This window comes from Bacteroidota bacterium (assembly GCA_016714535.1).
Lineage (GTDB): Bacteria > Bacteroidota > Bacteroidia > AKYH767-A > OLB10 > JADKFV01.
Genome location: JADKDR010000005.1, coordinates 311,802 through 328,788, shown reverse-complemented (window position 1 = coordinate 328,788; position 16,987 = coordinate 311,802). Strand labels below are relative to the sequence as shown.

At 39.1% G+C, this 16,987-nt stretch carries 12 protein-coding genes and 3 pseudogenes; 8 read left to right on the top strand and 7 right to left on the bottom strand.

All coding sequences use genetic code 11. The features are described from left to right. The first annotated feature begins 38 nt into the window (after positions 1-38). From asnB (IPO27_09045) to IPO27_09020, 6 genes are all read left to right on the top strand, one after another. The gene (gene asnB / locus IPO27_09045) at positions 39-2,015 is read left to right on the top strand and encodes an asparagine synthase (glutamine-hydrolyzing) (protein ID MBK8846661.1); all 1,977 of its coding nucleotides are present in this window, start codon (positions 39-41) and stop codon (positions 2,013-2,015) included. Between the two features lie 212 nt (positions 2,016-2,227). Next, positions 2,228-3,097 (top strand): hypothetical protein, encoded by an 870-nt coding sequence (locus IPO27_09040; protein MBK8846660.1) that lies wholly within the window; start codon positions 2,228-2,230, stop codon positions 3,095-3,097. A 118-nt stretch (positions 3,098-3,215) separates the two neighbouring features. Next, a complete protein-coding gene (gene asnB, locus IPO27_09035; protein MBK8846659.1) occupies positions 3,216-5,084 on the top strand; it encodes an asparagine synthase (glutamine-hydrolyzing) in 1,869 nt (622 codons plus the stop codon). Continuing rightward, positions 5,077-6,225: a glycosyltransferase gene (locus tag IPO27_09030; protein MBK8846658.1), complete on the top strand. Its 1,149-nt coding sequence runs from the start codon at positions 5,077-5,079 to the stop codon at positions 6,223-6,225. The genes asnB (IPO27_09035) and IPO27_09030 overlap by 8 nt, the downstream gene beginning before the upstream one ends. A 6-nt stretch (positions 6,226-6,231) precedes the next feature. Beyond that, positions 6,232-6,792, top strand: a complete 561-nt coding sequence (wcaF, locus tag IPO27_09025; GenBank protein MBK8846657.1) for a colanic acid biosynthesis acetyltransferase WcaF — start codon at positions 6,232-6,234, stop codon at positions 6,790-6,792. Between the two features lie 8 nt (positions 6,793-6,800). Continuing rightward, a complete protein-coding gene (locus IPO27_09020) occupies positions 6,801-7,565 on the top strand; it encodes a glycosyltransferase (GenBank protein MBK8846656.1) in 765 nt (254 codons plus the stop codon). Position 7,566: 1 nt separating this feature from the next. Here the strand turns inward: IPO27_09020 and IPO27_09015 are convergent, their stop codons facing one another. Further along, on the bottom strand, positions 7,567-7,974 hold the full coding sequence (locus tag IPO27_09015) for a 6-carboxytetrahydropterin synthase (protein ID MBK8846655.1): 408 nt from the start codon (positions 7,972-7,974) through the stop codon (positions 7,567-7,569). Positions 7,975-8,096: 122 nt separating this feature from the next. On the opposite strand from IPO27_09015, the gene IPO27_09010 reads away from it, so the two are divergent. Beyond that, the gene (locus tag IPO27_09010) at positions 8,097-8,963 is read left to right on the top strand and encodes an aminotransferase class IV (protein MBK8846654.1); all 867 of its coding nucleotides are present in this window, start codon (positions 8,097-8,099) and stop codon (positions 8,961-8,963) included. Here IPO27_09010 and dnaN read toward each other — a convergent pair. The 5 genes and pseudogenes from dnaN to IPO27_08985 form a co-directional block, all read right to left on the bottom strand. Continuing rightward, positions 8,960-10,080: pseudogene (dnaN, locus tag IPO27_09005) on the bottom strand (DNA polymerase III subunit beta). The gene IPO27_09010 and the pseudogene dnaN sit on opposite strands and share 4 nt — an antisense overlap. Before the next feature lie 334 nt (positions 10,081-10,414). After that, positions 10,415-10,965, bottom strand: a pseudogene (locus IPO27_09000) (HAD-IIIA family hydrolase). Continuing rightward, on the bottom strand, positions 10,940-11,638 hold the full coding sequence (locus IPO27_08995) for a nucleotidyltransferase family protein (protein MBK8846653.1): 699 nt from the start codon (positions 11,636-11,638) through the stop codon (positions 10,940-10,942). The pseudogene IPO27_09000 and the gene IPO27_08995 overlap by 26 nt, the downstream one beginning before the upstream one ends. Positions 11,639-11,663: 25 nt before the next feature. Further along, positions 11,664-12,242 carry a D-sedoheptulose 7-phosphate isomerase gene (locus IPO27_08990; GenBank protein ID MBK8846652.1) on the bottom strand — a complete coding sequence of 193 codons (579 nt, stop codon included), beginning with the start codon at positions 12,240-12,242 and terminating at the stop codon, positions 11,664-11,666. Between the two features lie 15 nt (positions 12,243-12,257). Beyond that, the gene (locus IPO27_08985; GenBank protein ID MBK8846651.1) at positions 12,258-13,283 is read right to left on the bottom strand and encodes a dehydrogenase; all 1,026 of its coding nucleotides are present in this window, start codon (positions 13,281-13,283) and stop codon (positions 12,258-12,260) included. A gap of 370 nt (positions 13,284-13,653) precedes the next feature. Between IPO27_08985 and IPO27_08980 the strand changes: the two are divergent. Then, positions 13,654-15,422: pseudogene (locus IPO27_08980) on the top strand (long-chain fatty acid--CoA ligase). Between the two features lie 168 nt (positions 15,423-15,590). On the opposite strand, the gene IPO27_08975 reads toward IPO27_08980, so the two are convergent. Further along, positions 15,591-16,886 carry a DEAD/DEAH box helicase gene (locus IPO27_08975; GenBank protein ID MBK8846650.1) on the bottom strand — a complete coding sequence of 432 codons (1,296 nt, stop codon included), beginning with the start codon at positions 16,884-16,886 and terminating at the stop codon, positions 15,591-15,593. Between the last annotated feature and the right edge of the window lie 101 nt (positions 16,887-16,987).

Below are 16,987 nucleotides of genomic sequence, written 5' to 3'. Positions count from 1 at the left end.
ATTTTAAAAAACATTCTTTGCCATGAAAACACGATGCTATGTGCGGAATACTAGGTGTAATAGGGTTAGAAAATAACCAACCCATAGCTCCGGAAACTTTGGTGCGTATGAGCGACACCATGAGCCACCGGGGACCTGATGGGGATGGATTTTTGTATGCAGGCAATTTTGATAATGAAGCCATCAACCGTTCGGTTGAGGGCCGTAAACACACATTTTTATTTAAAGCAGCAAACAGAAGAAACGTTGCATTGGCGCATCGCAGGCTTTCTATTATTGATTTGAGTACGATTGCTTTTCAGCCTATGTGCGATTTTGACGAAGATATATGGATCATCTTTAATGGCGAAATTTATAATCACAAAGAAATACGACCAGAACTAGAGCGCGATGGTTACAAATTCAAAACATCGCATAGTGATACTGAAATGATTATTTATGCCTATAAAAAATGGGGCATCAATTGCATACATAAATTTCGTGGCATGTTTGCCATGTGTATTTGGGATAAGCGTACCGATACTTTTTTTATGGTGCGCGACCGCATTGGCATTAAGCCCTTATATTATACACAAGTCAACGGCCGTTTTTATTTTGCCAGCGAAATAAAAGCCATTATCGAAGACAAGAGTATATCCAGAAAGCTTAATGAGCAAGGGTTTTACGATTACTTTACCTTTCTGACTGTGCCGGCACCTAATACGCTTTTCGAAAACATATACAAACTTAAACCAGGTCACTATATAAAAATTGAAAATGGAAATGTAAGCGAGCAAATTGAATACTGGGATATTTATGACAACGTACATTATCACCGAGACAAAACTCAAAAACAGATACAGGAGGAGCTAATTGAATTGCTCAGAGTATCGGTAAAATATCGCCTCGAAGCCGATGTGCCGGTTGGTGTTTTCTTAAGCGGAGGTATTGATAGCAGCCTCAACACTGCCCTCTTTAGCGAAATAGCTAAAGAGCCTGTACGTGCATTTACAGTAGGCTATGCTAATGATGAAAAACTTAGCACCTACAAAAACGAATTTGAATACGCGCGCAAGGTGGCCAAGTTGTTCGGATGCGAGTATCATGAACTTGCACTTACTCAAAAGGATTTAATGGACTTTCTGCCTCAGCTCATACATCATCAGGATGAACCCATTGCCGATCCGGTTTGCATGCCGGTGTATTTTGTTAGTAAACTCGCCCGCGATAATGGTGTTACCGTTTGTCAGGTGGGCGAAGGTAGCGATGAATTGTTTTGGGGGTATGAGACCTGGAAACGCTTTTCTAATTTGCAACAAAAAAGTGAGTTGCCATTTGCCAAAGTAGGTATGCAGGCAGGCATGGCTGCTATGCAACTAATGGGTAAACAACATTCGCTGCCCTATGAAATGATGTATCGTGGTACGCATCAGGACAAGCAATTGTTTTGGGGAGGAACAACCTCTTTTGCTGAAAATGAAAAAAAGGCAATCATGCATCCTCAATTGCGCAATCAATTTAAAGACTATACCACATGGGACCTGATAAGGCCGTACTATCAAAAATATTTATCGAGCACACCTGAACACGCGCAGGTAAACTGGATGAGCTATTTTGATATTAAAGTACGTATAGCTGAATTATTATTAATGCGCGTAGATAAAATGAGCATGGCGGTTTCTCTGGAAGCACGCGTACCCTTTCTCGATCATAAATTTGTGGAGTATGCGATGGGAATACCTGCGGAAATGAAAACCCGAAATCAGGAAAGCAAACATATTTTGAAAAAAGCCGTTGAAGGAATTTTGCCTGACGAAATTATATATCGAAAGAAACAAGGTTTTGGAACCCCTGTATTTGAATGGTTCTTTGAAGACCTGGGAGCATTCGCAAAAGATGAAATCAATTCCTTCACCAAACAAACTGAAATTATTGATCCAAAGATGATGCAACATTATTTCAACTCAAAGCAAGGTGTAAAAGTTTGGTACATTCTTAACTTTGTAATGTGGTGGAAAAAATTTGTAAATAATTAGCAGCACTTTAAGATTGATAAAATTGATTTCTTAAGGATAACTTTCAGATTATCCTGGTTATATAAAACTCCCTGTTGGCTCAATTACCCATCGGCAATTGCACTGAACTCAGATTGCTGCTAGCATGCACATCATCGCTCAATAATATAAAATCGCTCATAGTAGATTCAACATTTAAAACTAAAACAGTCTCTCTCTAACTTCATAATTCAATGCCTAAACTATTTAAAATAAAGTACCCTGTTAAAGCCGCGCTAATTATGCTTTGCATGCTAGTTGGTTTAAATGCTCAATCGCAAATGGATGCCCCCCGTTACATTTCGTACAGTCCTTATAATTATAACGATACCGTTTTTGCATTCAATGAAAAAACAACAATTTATTCTAAACCGGATACTAATTCGAAAACTGTGCTGGTAGCCAACGCAGGAGATACGTTATTCATAAACGACTCTTTTACTTTTAATGGCGATAAACCTTTGCCGCAATTTTTAAAAGTAAAAAGTCGTGGCCTGCAAGGCTATATCAAACCAAGTGATATTGCTATTTATAAATTCAACATTATAAACGAAACCTCAAACAGTACCATTGTTATAGGTGTTGAATATATGTCAAAAGATGCAAAATTTATGGCCAAGGAATATTTCGAGAACACGTTTATCAACTCATTTTCGTATCCATATTATTATGGTTCATTTTCCCTTGTAATGCATGGTAACCGGGGGCTTGAAGGTATCAGTAAAATTTTTGAGATTCTGCATTTTGCAGAAGCGTGTGGCGAAGATGGCGGTTCTACTTTTATTGGATGGACACCGGGAGAATTTTATGAAATATTACACGCTAGCGCTACAAGCGATGGTGGAATTTATAGTCATCAAACCACTATTACATTTCCTGAAGACAGCGGTGGGATTGCCGGAAAAGTTATTTTCCAAAAAGAAATTTATGAAGTTACCAATGAAGAGTTAGAATGGGATTACCATAGTATAGAAACTCGTATTTATAACTGGACAGGCAGTAATCTTGATCCTCCCTTTAAAGAAAATCTGGAAGAAGCCATCGATTCAGAAACTGAAAAATAGATTAATCAATAAGATTTTAAGCAGGAAAAAAATATAAACACAACCACTGTTTATATTTTACTTAAATAAAGGCTGTAGTCGCAAGCAAAAAGTTAATAAAAGTTACTTTTGCGCAACTATGTGCGGAATAGCAGGAATTTATTTTAAACAATCGTTGGTGCCTGAAATGGGCATGTTGCAGCGAATGAACATTGCCCTGTCGCATCGTGGTCCCGATGCTGAAGGCACTTTTTGTGATAACCATATTGGACTTGCGCATCGCAGACTTTCAATAATTGATTTGAGTGAAGCCGGCCGTCAGCCTATGTTTAGTGCAGATGGTAATGTTGTATTAATTTTCAATGGAGAGATTTACAACTTCAAAGAGGTAAAAGCAAAAATTGACAATTATCCATTTGTAACACAAACCGATTCGGAAGTTATTATTGCTGCCTACTTAAAATGGGGCAACGATTGTGTGCAGCACTTTAATGGCATGTTTGCGTTTGCACTTTGGGATAAACGCACCAGCAAGCTCCTGATTGCCCGCGATCGCTTGGGTGTAAAACCATTGTACTACCATCAGCATAATGATACTTTTTTGTTCGCTTCGGAAGTACGCTCCTTATTGACCACCGGCCTGGTGCCTGCAAAACTTAACAGGTTGGCCGTGCAGGATTATTTTATGTACCAAAGTGTTAATGCCCCTGCCACCATACTTAGCAACGTGTTTATGTTGATGCCTGGCCACACAATTGAAATAACTAATGGTAGAATAGCGATTTCAAAAAACTGGGACATCTGCGAAAACAAAAGTGAAGCCGCTGTAGCTCATGATTACACGACTATCAAAAAAAATGTGAACGATTTATTTTTTGCAGCAGTAAGGCGCAGGTTGATAAGCGATGTGCCTTTTGGGGCATTCCTTTCTGGAGGAATAGATAGCAGTGCGGTAGTAGCCGCCATGAGTATGGTAATGAATAAGCCGGTAAAAACGTTTACCATTACCTTTAACGAAAGTGAGTATAATGAATCGCATTACGCTGCCATTATTGCCAAAAAATATAAAACTGATCATCACGAACTTCGCTTACGTCCCGAAGATTTTTTGCACGAAATACCCCGGGCACTTAAAGCGCTTGATCATCCCAGTGGTGATGGCCCCAACTCCTATACAGTAAGTAAAATAACTCGTGCTAATGGTATTACCATGGCCCTTTCGGGCCTTGGTGGCGATGAGTTTTTTGCAGGGTATCCCGTTTTTCAGCGCAGCTTGCAATTAGAAAAATATAAATTTCTATGGAAAACTCCCCGGTTTATACGATCGCGATTTGCCAAACTAGCGGCATCTCGCAAAAGTGGGGTAGCTGGAGAGAAACTTAACAATTTACTGCAATTGAAAGATTACAACTTTGCAAAAGCATTTGCTATTGGGCGCCAAATTAATACTCCGCAACATATACACTCACTGTTAACAAATCATGATTTGGATTTCGATTCGGTGGAGGCTATTGTTAATAATTTGAATTTTAGAGGAGACTTTCCACTATTAAGCAAAGTATCGGCTGCGGAAGCCAGCACCTATATGCAAAATGTTTTACTGCGCGATACTGATCAAATGAGTATGGCCGTGGCCCTTGAAGTGCGCACACCTTTTCTTGATTATGAATTGATAGCCTATGTAATGGGTATTCCTGATAAATACAAGATACCTGTTTTCCCAAAAAAATTACTGGTAGAAAGCCTTGGGAATTTGTTGCCTGACGAAATAGTGCATCGCAAAAAAATGGGCTTTGTCTTTCCATGGCAACAGTGGCTGCGTCAGGATATGAAGAGCATGTGCCAAACAGCGATTGAAAACATGGCACAACGCAGTTTATTTAATTCAACCTACCTCGAATTGATGTGGATGCGATTTAATGCCGGAGACCCAACAGTACGCTGGCTTGATATCTGGCTTTGTGTGGTACTCGAAAACTGGCTCCAAGAAAACAACATTAATGAGTAGCAAACCAACCATTTTGATTTTTTGCGATTGGTATAAGCCGGCTTTCAAAGCGGGTGGTCCGGTGCAATCTATTGCAAATATTGTTGCTCATCTTCATCCTTACTTTGATTTCAAAATTATTACCGGTGATCGCGACTTACACGATGACAGGCCTTATACATCAGTAGCTCTTAATACCTGGTGTAAGGTTGACCATGCCGAAGTTTATTATATAGACCAAAAAAGTATTTCCTATAAAAAAATTGCTGCCATGCTCAAAGAAACTAAGCATGATGTAGTATATCTAAACAGTGTTTTTTCTGTACCCTTTACCCTATATGTTTTAATGGCTGTAAAAACTTCGGGTGATAAAGCTAAAGTTATACTTGCGCCACGAGGCATGCTTGCAAAAGAGGCTTTGCAAATTAAAGCGACAAAAAAAATGCTCTTTTTATCATTGGCAAAAGGAATCGGAATTTACAGAAATGTATGCTGGCATGCCTCTACCCCACTTGAAAAAGAAGAAATACAAGCCATATTTGGACCTCGTGCCGAAGTTAAAGTTGCTATCAACCTTGGCAGCAAACGCGACATCATCGAAATCAAAAGAATTAAAAGTAGCGGGCATGCAACCTATGCTTTTCTTTCGCGCATTGCCATCAAGAAAAACTTACAATATGCCATAGAAGTGCTTTCTAAAAGCACACGTGGAAATATCGTATTCGATATTTATGGAGTAACGGACGAGCACGAATACAGAACACAATGCGAGGAACGTATTAAACAACTTACATCGTCTTCTATCGCCATACGTTTTAAAGGCGAAGTTGCGCACCATAACATCAGTGAAGTATTAAGCAACTATCATTTTACCATATTGCCAACCCGAAATGAAAACTACGGGCATTCCATTGTTGAAAGTTGGGCCTGTGGATGCCCGGTGCTCATTAGCACCGAAACACCATGGCGTAATTTGGAGGAACAAAACATTGGTTGGGACATTGCATTAAATGAAAAATCGAAATGGATTTCGGTAATTGAAAAAAGTGTTGATATGAATCAGGATGAATATGATAGAATGTCGGCAGCCAGCTATAACTTTGCAAGGCTGATTCTTCAAAATCAGCAATCGATAGATTCGAATATAAATTTATTTAAATAGTATACAGTGACCGTAACACGTCTGGATAGGTATAATAATGACTGGTATAAACCGGGCCGTAATCGCGCAGTCTTGTTTTGCTGGTACTTTATCAATGTGCTATTCTTCATCAATCCGCTCAATCCCAGTTCATCGCTTAAGATTTTTCTTCTTAAAATGTTTGGAGCTCGAATTGGAACAGGTGTCCGCATTAAACCTGCGGTAAATATTAAATACCCATGGAAACTAACCCTTGGTGATTATGTTTGGGTTGGTGAGCATGTATGGATAGATAACCTTGAGGTTATTAGCATTGGCAATCATGCATGCCTGTCGCAAGGTGCTATGTTATTGACCGGTAATCATGATTATAAAAAAGAAGATTTCGGATTGATAACCGAAAGTATTACTATTGAGCAAGGAGTTTGGATTGGAGCACATGCTATTGTTTGCCCGGGTGTAACATGTAAGTCGCATTCGGTGCTGGCAGTAAACTCCGTAGCTACTCATCATTTAGATGCAAATACCATATATCAGGGCAACCCGGCAGTGGCCATCCGTAAGCGTGAAATAAAACCTGTTTCATAAAATTTAATTTGAGTCAACCTCTTAAAATATCGATCATAACCATTGCATTTAATAGCGCAGAAACTATTGAAGATACAATCAATTCGGTAATCTCACAGGACTACCCTCATATAGAGTACATTGTTGTTGATGGTAAATCTACCGATGGTACCGTAGCTATCATAAATAAATACACCAACAGCATTACTAAGTTTATTTCTGAAAAAGACAAAGGGCTGTATGATGCACTTAATAAGGGAATAAAGCTAAGCACGGGCGATATAGTTGGCATTCTTCACAGTGATGATTTATTTTTTGACAATCAGGTTATCAGTAAAGTAGAAAAAGCATTTTCTGAAAATAACATTGACAGTTTATATGCCAACCTTATATTCGTTGACCGCTTTAATATATCGAATACAAAAAGAGTTTGGCGTGCTGGGGTTTATCATAAAGGCGCTTTCCGCAGAGGATGGATGCCACCTCATCCTACCTTTTTTGTAAAAACTAAACTTTTTCAGAAACTGGGATTTTATCGTACTGATTTACGATTTAGTGCCGACTATGAACTTATGCTGCGATTTATTCATAAAAACAATGTAAGCACCTATTACCTCAACGAGTTTATAGTAAAAATGCGCCTTGGTGGAATAAGCAACACAGACATTTTGAGCAAACTAAAAGCACATAAAGAAGACAAAATAGCCTGGCAAGTAAATAACATGAAATCGAGCACATGGTGGCTGTGGATGAAACCTCTGGGCAAGATATCTCAATTTTTTAAGAGACAATAGTTTAATCACCCTCGTAGGTTGCTTCAAAATTATGGTGTTCGTTTACACTTATTTTCAAATGATATCGATTGTGTATTTTTCCACGCAAGAGATTATAGATTACATATGCAAGATTTTCACAAGTTGGAATTTTATTCGAAAACTCTAACGTTTCCTTGTTTAGAAATTTATTGTGAAAACGGCTGAGCACTTCTTTACTTATTAGCGATTGCAACAATTTTGTATCAACTACATAACCTGTTTGCTCATCCACCTCACCACTCACATTAGCGGTAACCAAAAATGTGTGTCTGGTAGGCGCAATACTTACCTCTCCAAAGACTGCGCTGTTTTTCTTATCAGTCCAATCTTGATTGCGCATTAGTAGTTCACAATCGAAGAATGATTTGCAACTAATTTGAGCTTTCATTTTGCTAATATCTTTATGTTTTTTTAAACAGAAAAGAAGCACAAAAGTTTTTATTCCGATATATTTTTATTTGAACAAGAATCAATTATAAAGTGATAATTTGGCCACAAAAACATCCCAACATGTATGTTTACCATAATGGAAAGCTCCTAAAATCGACAGAACTAAGAATTACTCCATACAACAGAGCACTGCTTTATGGCGATGCGCTGCTTGAAAGCATGCGTTGGCACAGGGGCCGCTTATTATTTATAAAAGCACATATCGCACGGCTTAACCAAGGTATAAAGGCATTGCAATTGACCCAACCTGAATGGCTAGAACGCAGTAAAAAAGACGGTCTTAGCCCGGAGGACTTTTTAAATCAAATTGCGTTACAATTAGTAACGACAAATAAAATAAGTGAGGATGCACGTATTCGTTTGCAGTTATACCGGGCCGATGGTGGCCTTTATCAGCCGCAGCAGGATGAAGCCGAATTGCTTATAGAATCAAGTGCATTACCTGCTGACCAATACCTGCTCAATACAGACGGATTAATCATTAGTATTTATAGGGATGCAACCAAGGTGTATTCTATTTATTCTCCATATAAATGCGGGAATATGCTGCTTTATGTGCTTGCAGCAAATCATGCCCGGTTAAATAGGTTTGATGATATTTTAATAACCAACCCCTCCGGAAAATTACTTGAAGGAAGCTCCTCAAATTTATTTATTCGCAAAGGAAATCGAGTTTTTCATCCACCAGTAAGTGACGGTTGCACCGATGGAATAATGCGAAGCATCATTCCTAAACTTTGTAAAAAGATAGGTTACGAAAGCATTGAAAAAAGCATTTCTGAAAAATTCCTGTTTACAGCAGATGAGGTTTTTTTGACCAATGCAGTGCGTGGTATCAGGTGGGTGAAAAAAATTGGGAAATGCACTTACCAATGCGAGGTAGCACCTCGACTTATAAATGAGCTAAATGCGATTACTACCACTTAGCTTATCATAACCGGCATAAGCAGCATAAGCAAATCTTCTTGCGAATCGCTTCCTTGCGATGCAGGAACAAACAAGCCTGCTCTGTTTGGTAGTGACAATCTAATCAATACATCTTCGCTTGGCATATTATTAATTAGCTCAATGAGGAAACGGGAGTTAAAAGCAATTTCCATGTCGGCACCGGCATAGTTGCATGAAAGAACTTCGCTTGCTTCATTATTAAAGTCAATGTCTTCGGCATTAATGGTAAGTTGACTGCCTTCAATTTTTAAACGAACCTGATGTGTTGTCTTACTGGAAAATATAGAAACCCTTCTTAATGAACTTAGGAGCAGTGCCCTGTTAACAATAAGCTCGTTAGGCGCTTCTTTTGGAATTACCGCTTCATAATTAGGATACTTTCCTTCTATTAACCTGCAAATAAGCTTAGAATCGGCAAAAGTGAAAAATGCATTTGCTTCATTATATTCAATATGAACCTTAGAATCATTTTGTGGCAATGAAGATTTAAGCAAGTTCAATGGCTTTTTTGCCATAATAAAAGTAACGTTCGATTGTGAACGCGCATCCTTACGCTTATATCTTACTAATCTATGGGCATCGGTAGCAACAAAGGTTATACCTTCAGGACTCATTTCACAAAACACGCCATTCATAACGGCTCGCAAATCATCGCTAGCGGTAGCAAACAAGGTGCGTTCAATAGCTTCGGATACAACCGTTGATGGTAAGTCTACAAAATTGGCCTTCTCTACAACCGGAATTTTTGGAAACTCTTCACCATTCATAGCAGCTACCTTAAACTTACCACGTAGGCTGCTCACTTCAATCATATAGGTTTGTTTGTTCAGGTTGAAAGTAAGTGGCTCATCGCCAAAAGTTTTTATCGTATCTAGCAACAATTTAGCCGGAACAGCAACCTTTCCTTTGTCCTTTGACTCTACCTCGATGCGCGTTATCATAGTGGTTTCAAGATCTGAAGCGCAAATTTCCAGGTTGGTTTTGTCTAGATCAAAAGAAAGTAAGAAAGTATCGGAAGCGGGCTGTTATTACTCAGCGCACCGCTGGCTATCTGTAATCCCTTAGCCAATGCCTGGCTCGAAACAATAAATATCATAGTTGTGAAGGTGAAATTTTTGAGGGTTCAAAAGTAGAATTACTTACCGAAAATAAAAATAAGAAGCAAAGTTTTATTCGGGCTGATTATCGGCTGTTCTGGCCAACTGAGGCAGCATTTCTAATTCTTTTCTCCAAATGCATGATGAATTCTTATCTATGACTAACATTTCAATCGATATAAGTCCACCCAATCTGATAATGCTAAACCGCCTAATACAAAAGATTGAATATAAGAAGTAATCTTGCGATTATCAGGGATATTTCTTGCTTTGTTATGCTGAATTCGTCTCCGATTATGATTTAAAAAAGAGCTCCTTCAAGGAAATAACCTATTATTTATATTCGAGTAAAGCTAAAATTCCGGTTAGGTTTGGAATGTTATAATCTGCATGTTCATGTATTTGCGAATTGTTGCATGCTATGGTTATTAATCCCAATGCATGCCCCATTTGCAAATCACTTATACTATCACCCACGATAATTGATTTTTTAAAATCGATTTCTTCAAATTGCTCTTGCGCAAGTAAAAGCATACCTGTATTGGGCTTGCGCATTTTTTTGGTATCCTCATCTTTTAAGCATGTAGCAGCGTAAATGGCATCTATACGCCCACCACTAAGTCGGACTTCGGTTGTTAACATGGTGTGTATACTTTCTAAATCCTCTTCGTTCATCAAACCCTTACCCACCCCTTGTTGATTCGTAACGATAATGATGCGCGAAAATATTTTACTTAGCACTACCAATGCAGGCTTTACGCCCGGCAGCCACTCAAACTCGTCCAGGATTTGACATAATCGTTGGGCAACATTTTATTTAATACACCATCCCGATCAAGAAACAAGTTCCACCTCCTATCAATTATCAATTTTTGCAAACTCATGCTGTGCTTTATTATAATCTTCGGGAATACCAATATCAATAAAATAATCTTGAAATTCAATACCTTGAATCCATAGGTTAGCTGCCATATTTTCAAGAATTTCCTTTTCAAACGAAAATGCCTGAGGCATTTTCACGATATCAAAAAAATTATTTCTAAGGCAATAGATTCCACCATTAATAACTCCTTCTTTCAAATACTTTTTTTCGACAAAGCGGGTAATTCTTCCATGCAAATTGGTTTCAACGGTTCCATACCGTTCAAAGTCATGCATGGGCTTAAGGGCAATGGCCAGATCGCATTCATGCTTCAAAAAAAGACTATAAAACTGCTGCAAGTCGATATCGAACAATGTATCGCCATTTAATACAACAGCAACATCCTCTATTTTTTGCAGGGCCAGCTTTATAGCGCCTCCTGTACCCAAAGGGGTATGCTCAATGGAATAATGCAAACGCATGTTTCCAAAATCATTTCCGAAATAATCTGTAATATGCTCATGCAAATGCCCAACTGAAAGCACAACATCTGTAAAGCCTTGCTTATTCAACTTACTAAGCAAATAATATAAAAATGGTTTGCCACACACAGGTGCCATAGGTTTAGGTATACCGGGAAGTAGGTGCTGTAGTCGTGTTCCAAGTCCACCGGCAATGATGATAGCTTCTTTAATATGTGTGTTCAATATTCGAAGGGTTTCAGGAATTAAACATGTTTTCTTCTACCAGCTGGCAAATAATGTGGCCTGCGGTAATGTGACTTTCCTGAATACGCGGGGTGTCGTTACTCGGTATGTTTATTAAGTAATTGCACAAGTCCTTCATTTTTCCTCCGGTGGCTCCAGTAAGACCTACTATAATTAATCCACGCTCCTTAGCTACTTGGAGGGCTTTGATAATATTAGCTGAATTGCCTGAGGTGGAAAGGGCAATTAAAATATCACCCTTGCGGCCTTTGGCCTTCACAAGGCGTGCATACACTTCATCGTATGAGTAATCGTTTGCAACAGCCGTCAGGTACGAGGTGTTTACATGTAAAGCCTCAGCAAATAATGGCTCGCGGTCGGTATAAAACCTGCCGGTGAACTCAGCGGCAAGGTGTTGTGCATCGGCAGCACTACCGCCATTGCCACACAACAAAAGTTTCCCATCTGCCTTAAAACAGTTTGTAATTTCCGTAACCACTTGCTCTATGGTATGTATCAGCGCAGCATCATTCATCCATTTTAACTTGGTATCTACTGATGCCTGTATAATGTTTCTTATTTTATCACTCATGGTATATGGTCATAGTTAATTAGTTGTCCATGTTACTAAACCCTCGCTTACAAAGTTATAGTTAATTACAGTGCCGCCAACTGATGAAAGCAGATTAACCACATCATACTTTTTGTTGGCAGGTGCGTAAAAGGTCATAAAACCACCTCCTCCGGCCCCTGATATTTTTCCTCCGGTAGCGCCTGCTGCTATAGCTTTTTCGTAAATAGCATCAATTAGCGTATTGCTGATATTGGCAGCCATACGTTTTTTTTGTTGCCAGCCAAAGTGCAGCACCTCCCCTATACTATCTACTTTAGCGGTAAGCAAGGCTTCTTTCATTTGAATTGCCTGTTGCTTAAGCTGATGCATGGCTTCAATGGATTTCTCATTTTTCTCTTTCACATTTTTTGCCTGCTCTTCGATGATGGTTGATGATAGTCTTGAAGTTTCGGTATTAAAAAGTATCAGGTTATGTTGTAACTCATGCATGACCATATCCTTTATGCGCAATGGATTAACAATGACTTTTCCGTTTTCGTGAAACTCCATAAAATTTACACCGCCAAAAGTAGCAGCATACTGATCCTGCTTTCCTCCTGCATACCCAAGGTCTTCGCGTTCTATGGAATAAGCAAGTTGAGCAATGTCGTATTCGCCAAGCGGAATGCGCAGCCACTCGGCAAATGCGCCAATTATGGCCACTACCAAGGTTGAAGATGATCCTAGGCCTGAGCCCGGAGGAGCATCAACAAAGGTATCCATGCGAAAGGATAGGGCCTTACTGCCAAAGTCTTTAACTATCCGGTTGTATACCCCTTTTATCAAATCCAGCTTTCCATCAAATGGCAAGGTTAGGCTGCTTGGGTAATTTATTTCCTGTTGCTGATCGCGGGCATTTATTGTAATGATGCCATCATCCGTAGGGATGATGGTACAAAAAGCATATCGACTTATGGTGGCATTAAGTATGGCCCCGCCATACATTTCCGAGTAAGGACTAACATCGGTACCACCGCCCGCCAAACCCAATCGCAAAGGCGCCTTACTTCTTATAATCATTTCATTTTTTTTTTGCGGGGCAAAAATGCCTTATCTCATAATCAAAAGCAAACAAATATTCCAATTGGCAACTGACTATTACCATGCACCAAAAGGCAGTTAATTAAACTACATACCATTTGCTTAGAGCCTAGCTTTGATTTATGCAACTGTTTCCTTATGGCGAATTTTCAGATTATCTGTATAATCCATCACACGAGGCGGGCTCCATTGGCACTGTGCACTTGCCACATAATTAAAGTCTTTATTAAATTTCTTACTAATCAAAAAAAAGCGTTTAATAATAAGTTCAAAATAAAAAGATTATAATTGCTCTTACGAATTAAAAATCATTAGTAGATTTATCCACCTCAACTTAAAATAAAAAGAAATGGAAGTAACCCGATTGTTTGACCTACTGCCGTGGCAGTTATCCAATTATCCAAAAGATGATATGCTTGCAGGAAAAGAAAATGGTACCTGGCGCAAGCACAGTACTTCGGAAGTTATCAGCCAGGTTAATTCCTATACGAAGGGGCTACTGGCACTTGGCATTGTGCACAATGACAAGGTAGCGTCCATCTCCAACAATCGGCCTGAATGGAATATACTGGATCATGCAATCCTACAAACGGGAGGCGTGCATGTTTCCATCTATCCAACTATAAGCGAAAGCGAGTACAAGTTTATACTTAATGATTGCGAAGCCAAATTGATTGTAGTGAGCGATGAAGCTTTATACACCAAGATCATGCAGATTAAAAATGACTTGCCAAACCTGAAGCACCTATTTACATTTGATACCATAACGGGAGCTGCTCATTGGACAGCCATTGCGCATGAAGGTAAAGCGGTTACCGATGAGCAAGTTGAAACCCGGAAGAAAGCAGTAAAACCTACTGACCTTGCTACCTTAATCTATACCAGCGGAACAACCGGAAATCCAAAAGGAGTGATGCTGTCGCACCATAATCTTGTTTCTAATTTTCTCGCTTGTCGCACTCTACCTCCGGTTGACCATCGTCATACAGCACTCAGTTTTCTTCCACTTTGCCATGTGTATGAGCGGATGTTAACATACCTGTATATGTACATTGGCGTGAGTATTTATTATGCTGAAAGCATCGAAAAAATTGGAGATAATATTAAAGAGGTAAAACCAGATGTGTTTTCTGCTGTGCCCAGATTAATTGAAAAGGTATATGACAAAATAATGGCCAAGGGTAAGGCGGCACCTCCAGTAAAAAGAGCCATTTTTATGTGGGCAGTAAACCTTGGCTTGCAATATGAATTAGATAAAAAGAATGGTTGGTTTTATGAAACCAAGTTAAAGCTGGCCCGCAAATTAGTTTTCAGCAAATGGCGCGAAGGACTTGGTAATAACGTAAAATGCATTGTAAGTGGTGGCGCAGCATTGCAGGAGCGACTGGCACGTATTTTTTGGGCAGCCGAAATTCCCATACTCGAAGGTTATGGACTGAGCGAGACATCGCCTGTTATATCAGTAAATTATCTTGAACCGGGTAGTGCTTGCTTTGGCAGTGTTGGATTAGTAATTGAAAACGTGCAGGTAAAAATTGCAGAAGATGGGGAGATACTCTGCAAAGGTCCAAGTGTGATGCAAGGCTATTATAAACGGGATGACCTAACCAAAGAAGTAATAGACAGTGATGGCTGGTTGCATACTGGTGATATTGGCACGATGGTCAACAATAAATATTTGAAAATTACTGATCGTAAAAAAGAAATTTTTAAAACCAGTGGTGGTAAATACATAGCTCCACAGCCAATCGAAAATTTGCTTAAAGAATCGCCTTTTATTGAGAATACAATGGTTATTGGAGAGAATCAAAAATTTGCATCAGCTATAATTTGCCCTAATTTTAATTACATGGAAAGCTGGTGCAACATTAAAGGTATACCCTACACTACCCCTGAACAGATGATATTGAATGCGGATGTGATTAAGAAAATTGACTCGAAGTAGCTAAAGTAAATAACAAACTTGGACAGGTAGAAAAAATTAAGCGCGAATTAATGATTGCCAAAGAATGGACGGTGGCTTCCGGTGAACTTACCCCAACGCTTAAATTGAAAAGGAAAATAATATTTGAGAATAATAAAGAATTGATAAACAAAATATATTCGGTAGAAACTTAATAATAGCTGATTGCGTTTTCTGCTAAAACTGTTTTTTGTTAATCAAAGCATTACGCGAGTATATCAAAAAAAATATTTAATCTTTTAGTGCATAAAATGTCGCCAAATTAAATAGCGGTATCTATCACATTGGTAAACATTTTTACTTTATAAACTTCTCATTTGCTGCTATGCACTTGTATTCCGCCTTTTATTGCGTTGCCAGTTTCTTTGTGGTTTAGCTGCTTGCTTTTTGGCCCCTTGTGGCTTGGAGCTACCTTGTTGTGGTCTTGCGCCTTGCTGAGGCCTACGCTGTTGTTGCTTTTGTGCAGTAGGCACCGGATAATTATCAATCAATGGATACGCATGATCAGCAATCACAGGAATACGTTTTGTTATCAATCTTTCAATATCGCGGAGGTATGCTTTTTCTTCTGCATCGCAAAACGAAAAAGCTGTGCCCGAAGCACCCGCGCGACCTGTTCGACCTATACGGTGAACATACGTTTCGGCAACGTTTGGCATTTCGTAATTTATCACATATTGCAAATCGTCAACATCAATACCGCGTGCGGCAATATCTGTTGCAACTAATACACGAGTGGTTTGTGCTTTGAAATTTGATAAAGCACGTTGCCGAGCGTTTTGCGCTTTATTACCATGTATGGCCTCGGCCTTTATGTGATACTTCTCCAGAACTTTTACGACTTTATCGGCACCATGCTTTGTTCGAGTAAATACTAATGCGGTTTTTATTTTTGTGTCCTTAAGCACATCAATCAATAACGAATTTTTATTGCCTTTATCAACAAAGTAAATGTATTGCTGCACCGTTTCGGCAGTGGTTGATTCGGGTGTAACTTCAACCTTTTTTGGATGGTGTAAAATGCTTGACGCAAGTTTTACAATCTCAGGAGGCATTGTTGCAGAGAAAAATAACGATTGGCGCTTTGTTGGTAGCACAGCAATTAATTTTCGCACATCATGAATAAAGCCCATATCGAGCATGCGATCGGCTTCGTCAAGCACAAATATTTCAATATCGCGCAGGGAGATATATCCTTGATTCATAAGGTCGAGCAACCGACCGGGAGTGGCTATAAGTATATCTACACCATGCAGCAAAGCATTAGTTTGTGGTCCCTGTGCCACACCGCCAAACACAACAGTGCTGCGCAATCTTGTATGCCGGCCATAGGCTTTAAAACTTTCGTTTATTTGTATGGCAAGTTCGCGTGTTGGTGTTACAATAAGACTGCGAATTTTTAGTTTCTTGTCGTTGGTTTGAACTGCGCTCAACAATTGTAAAATTGGTATTGCAAAAGCAGCCGTTTTTCCGGTGCCTGTTTGTGCACATCCCAGCAAATCTGTCCCTTGTAGTACTATTGGTATTGCTTGTTTTTGTATGGGTGTAGGCGTAGTATAGCCTTCCTTCTCTATCGCTTTTAGAATAGGTTCGATAATACCTAATGAATTAAAATGCATGTGAAAATTGTTTGCCGGAATAGACCGGTATGAAAATATTATATCTGTTTGTTTTATAAAAAGTTGCCCAAGGTAGCGTTTATTTTTGACAGGCAGCAAAA